Genomic DNA, 3,681 nt, shown 5'->3' with positions numbered 1-3,681 from the left:
GGGCACGCGCCCAAATACCGTCAAGGTGAGGCACAGTGGCCCGCGCGTGGTGTCGCCGCCGATCAGCCGCAGGTCGCACGCCTGGGCCATGACGTTCAAGCCTCGGGCAAACGCGTCCAGCCAGGCGGCTTCAACCGTCGGCAACGTCAGGGCAAGGGTAAACGCAACAGGGGTGGCGCCCATGGCCGCCAAATCACTGGCCGCCACTGCCAGCGCACGCTGACCGAGCAAGAAAGGGTCGCAAGGATCTGCGAAGTGCACCCCGGCTACCAGGGTGTCGGTGGAGATCGCCAGCTGTTCCCCGAAGGGAACATCCAGCAGGGCGCAGTCGTCGCCAATGCCCAAAGCAACGCCCACGCCGCCTTGCGCACAAGGCGCGGCAGCGAAGAAGTTGCGGATCAGCTCAAACTCGCCCATGGCCAACAGCGCGGGTTAGCGCTTGAACGCCTTGACTTCAGCTTCACGCAGGCGAGGTGCCAGTTTGTCCAGAACACCGTTGACGAACTTATGACCGTCAGTGGAACCGTAGACTTTTGCCAGCTCGATACCTTCGTTGATCACAACGCGGTAAGGCACGTCGACACGCTTGAGCAGTTCCCAGGTGGACAGGCGCAGAACCGCCAGTTCAACCGGGTCCAGCTCATCGATGGTGATGTCCAGGCATGGCACCAGGGCAGCATCGATCTCGGTACGATTGGCCGGTACGCCGTGCAGGATTTCGCGGAAGTAAGCGCCGTCAACGTCAGTGAAGTCGTTGTCCACGCGAAACTGGGCTTCGATCTCGTTCAGCGAGTGCTTGGCCATGTGCCATTGATACAGCGCTTGGGTCGCGAGCTGACGCGCTTCGCGACGCTTGGCGCTCTTGGAGGGCTTGCCAGCATCCGCAGGTTTAGGATCGCGCGGGTTGAAACGATCGCTTTCGTCGGAAATCACTTGGCCTCCAACGCTGCCAGCAGGCTGACCATTTCGAGAGCGGACAGTGCAGCTTCAGCGCCTTTGTTGCCAGCTTTGGTGCCGGAACGTTCGATGGCCTGCTCGATCGAGTCAACGGTCAGCACACCGAATGCAACCGGTACGCCAAACTCCATGGACACCTGAGCCAAGCCTTTGGTGCACTCGCCAGCCACGTATTCGAAGTGCGGAGTACCGCCACGAATAACAGCGCCCAGGGCGATGATGGCGGCGAATTCGTTGCGCTGGGCAACTTTTTGCGCAACCAGCGGAATTTCGAACGCACCCGGTGCACGGATGATGGTGATGTCGCTTTCTCTTACACCGTGGCGAACCAGGGCATCAACAGCACCACTCACCAGGCTTTCGACGACGAAGCTGTTGAAACGGCCGACGACGAGTGCGTAGCGACCTTTGGGGGCGATGAAGGTACCTTCGATGGTCTTCAGGGTCATTCGGTATGTCTCGTATTAAAGAGCCAGAACGCACTTGCGTGCGTTCTTTAAGGATATTGGGCCACGAATCGGGACTGGAAATGTCCGGTCATTATTCGGCGGGCACGTATTCTACAACTTCCAGATCAAAACCGGATATGGCATTGAACTTCATTGGTGAACTCATGAGGCGCATTTTGCGTACTCCGAGGTCACGCAAGATCTGTGAGCCTGCTCCGACGATGCTGTAAGTGGTCGGCTTTTTCACCGGTGCGGCATCGGCGGTTTCGCGAATGTGCGCCAGCAATACATCGCCATCCAGCGGGTGGCCCAGCAACAGCACCACACCGCTGCCCGCCTCTGCCACGGCGCTCATGGCGGCGCGCAGGCTCCAGCGGCCGGGCTGTTTGACCAGCAACAGGTCGCGCAGCGGGTCCATGTTGTGCACCCGTACCAGCGTCGGTTCTTCAGCGCAGATCTTGCCCAGGGTCAGTGCCATGTGCACGTCGCCTTCGACAGAATCACGATAGGTCACCAGGTTGAATTGGCCCAGTTCGCTGTCCAGTGGCTGCTCGGCAATCCGCTGAACGGTACGTTCGTGGATCATCCGGTAGTGGATCAAGTCGGCGATGGTGCCGATTTTGATGCCGTGTTCAGCGGCAAATGCTTCCAGCTCAGGGCGACGGGCCATGGTGCCATCGTCGTTCATCACTTCGCAGATCACGCCGCTTGGCTCGAAACCGGCCATGCGCGCCAGGTCGCAGGCGGCTTCTGTGTGGCCAGCACGGGCCAGGGTGCCGCCCGCTTGTGCCATCAGCGGGAAGATGTGGCCCGGGCTGACGATGTCATCGGCCTTGGCGTCTTTGGCAGCGGCGGCTTGTACCGTACGGGCACGGTCGGCGGCCGAAATGCCGGTGGTCACGCCGGTGGCGGCTTCGATGGACACGGTGAACTTGGTGCCAAAGCCGGAGCCATTGCGCGGCGCCATCAATGGCAACTTGAGCGTTTCGCAGCGCTCGCGGCTCATCGGCATGCAGATCAGGCCACGGGCGAAACGCGCCATGAAGTTGATGTGCTCAGCCTGGCAGCACTCGGCGGCCATGATCAGGTCGCCTTCGTTTTCGCGGTCTTCGTCATCCATCAGGATGACCATCTTGCCTTGGCGGATGTCTTCAACCAGTTCTTCGATGCTGTTGAGCGCCACGCGGCACCCCCTTATTTCAGGATTTTAGGTAGCCGTTGGCGGCCAGAAAACTTTCGCTGATACCACCCGAGGTCGGCTCGGCGGCTTTTTCGCCCAGCAGCAGGCGTTCGAGGTAGCGCGCCAGCAAGTCGACTTCAAGGTTGACCCGGCGACCTGGACGATAGTCGTCCATGATGGTTTCGCTCAGGGTGTGCGGAATGATGGTCAAGGAGAACTCGGCGCCATTGACCGAGTTGACCGTCAGGCTGGTGCCGTCGACGGTGATCGAGCCTTTGTGGGCGATGTACTTGGCCAGTTCCTTGGGTGCACGGATGCGGAACTCGATGGCACGGGCGTTTTCCTCGCGGGAAATCACTTCGCCTACGCCGTCAACGTGGCCACTGACCAGGTGGCCGCCCAGACGCGTGGTCGGGGTCAGGGCCTTTTCCAGGTTGACCCGGCTGCCGCTTTTAAGGTCGTTGAATGCGGTGCAATCAAGGGTTTCGCGGCTGACGTCAGCCATAAAACCGTTGCCCGGCAGCTCTACTGCGGTCAGGCACACGCCGTTGATCGCGATGCTGTCGCCGAGTTTGACGTCGCTCAGGTCGAGCTTGCCGGTCTCTACATAAACCCGCACATCGCCACCCTTTGGGGTCAGTGCGCGGATGTTGCCGATGGATTCGATAATGCCGGTAAACATGGGCGTTCCCCTTGAGAACAAAACCTGCGCTAAGCGAAGGCTGAGAATTATACGCTCGCGGGCGACACAGGTATGGCTGTGACTCGCCAGTCATCCCCTACCGCGCGCATTTCAGTGATTTTGAGCAACGGCGCTTCGCTCATGTGGGTCAGCGGCAGCTCAAGCAACGGCCTCGCGGTCGACCCCAAAAACTTGGCGGCGATGAATATCTGATACTCATCGACCAGGCCTTGCTCGGCAAAGGCGCCAGCCAGACGCGGACCTGCTTCAACTAACACCTCATTGACGCCACGGGCGGCCAGCGCCACCAGCAGTTTGCGCAAATCGACCTGGCCGTTGGCACCGTGGATCACCAGGCACTCGGGGCCGGTGCGGTATTGCTCGGCGGGCGGCACGCAGGTGGCGACCAAGGC

6 protein-coding genes are annotated in these 3,681 nt (G+C 60.6%); all 6 read right to left on the bottom strand.

Annotated elements, in window-relative coordinates:
- The coding region (locus tag GHO41_RS28685; RefSeq protein ID WP_256678887.1) for an AIR synthase related protein at positions 1-417 on the bottom strand (417 nt) is incomplete at its 3' end.
- A gap of 15 nt (positions 418-432) precedes the next feature.
- Positions 433-933, bottom strand: coding sequence for a transcription antitermination factor NusB (nusB, locus tag GHO41_RS28680; RefSeq protein WP_178110234.1), 501 nt, complete (start codon positions 931-933; stop codon positions 433-435).
- Positions 930-1,406: a 6,7-dimethyl-8-ribityllumazine synthase gene (ribE, locus tag GHO41_RS28675; protein ID WP_153435301.1), complete on the bottom strand. Its 477-nt coding sequence runs from the start codon at positions 1,404-1,406 to the stop codon at positions 930-932. Before ribE ends, nusB begins: the two co-directional genes overlap by 4 nt.
- A gap of 91 nt (positions 1,407-1,497) precedes the next feature.
- On the bottom strand, positions 1,498-2,589 hold the full coding sequence (gene ribBA / locus GHO41_RS28670) for a bifunctional 3,4-dihydroxy-2-butanone-4-phosphate synthase/GTP cyclohydrolase II (protein ID WP_048367768.1): 1,092 nt from the start codon (positions 2,587-2,589) through the stop codon (positions 1,498-1,500).
- A gap of 16 nt (positions 2,590-2,605) precedes the next feature.
- Positions 2,606-3,268, bottom strand: a complete 663-nt coding sequence (locus tag GHO41_RS28665; RefSeq protein WP_048367769.1) for a riboflavin synthase — start codon at positions 3,266-3,268, stop codon at positions 2,606-2,608.
- Between the two features lie 47 nt (positions 3,269-3,315).
- On the bottom strand, positions 3,316-3,681 hold a 366-nt coding region (locus GHO41_RS28660), incomplete at its 5' end, for a RibD family protein (RefSeq protein ID WP_178126606.1).

It is taken from the genome of Pseudomonas sp. FSL R10-0399, from assembly GCF_009600165.1.
Classification (GTDB): domain Bacteria; phylum Pseudomonadota; class Gammaproteobacteria; order Pseudomonadales; family Pseudomonadaceae; genus Aquipseudomonas; species Aquipseudomonas helleri.
This window is presented reverse-complemented; position numbering and strand designations above follow the sequence as displayed.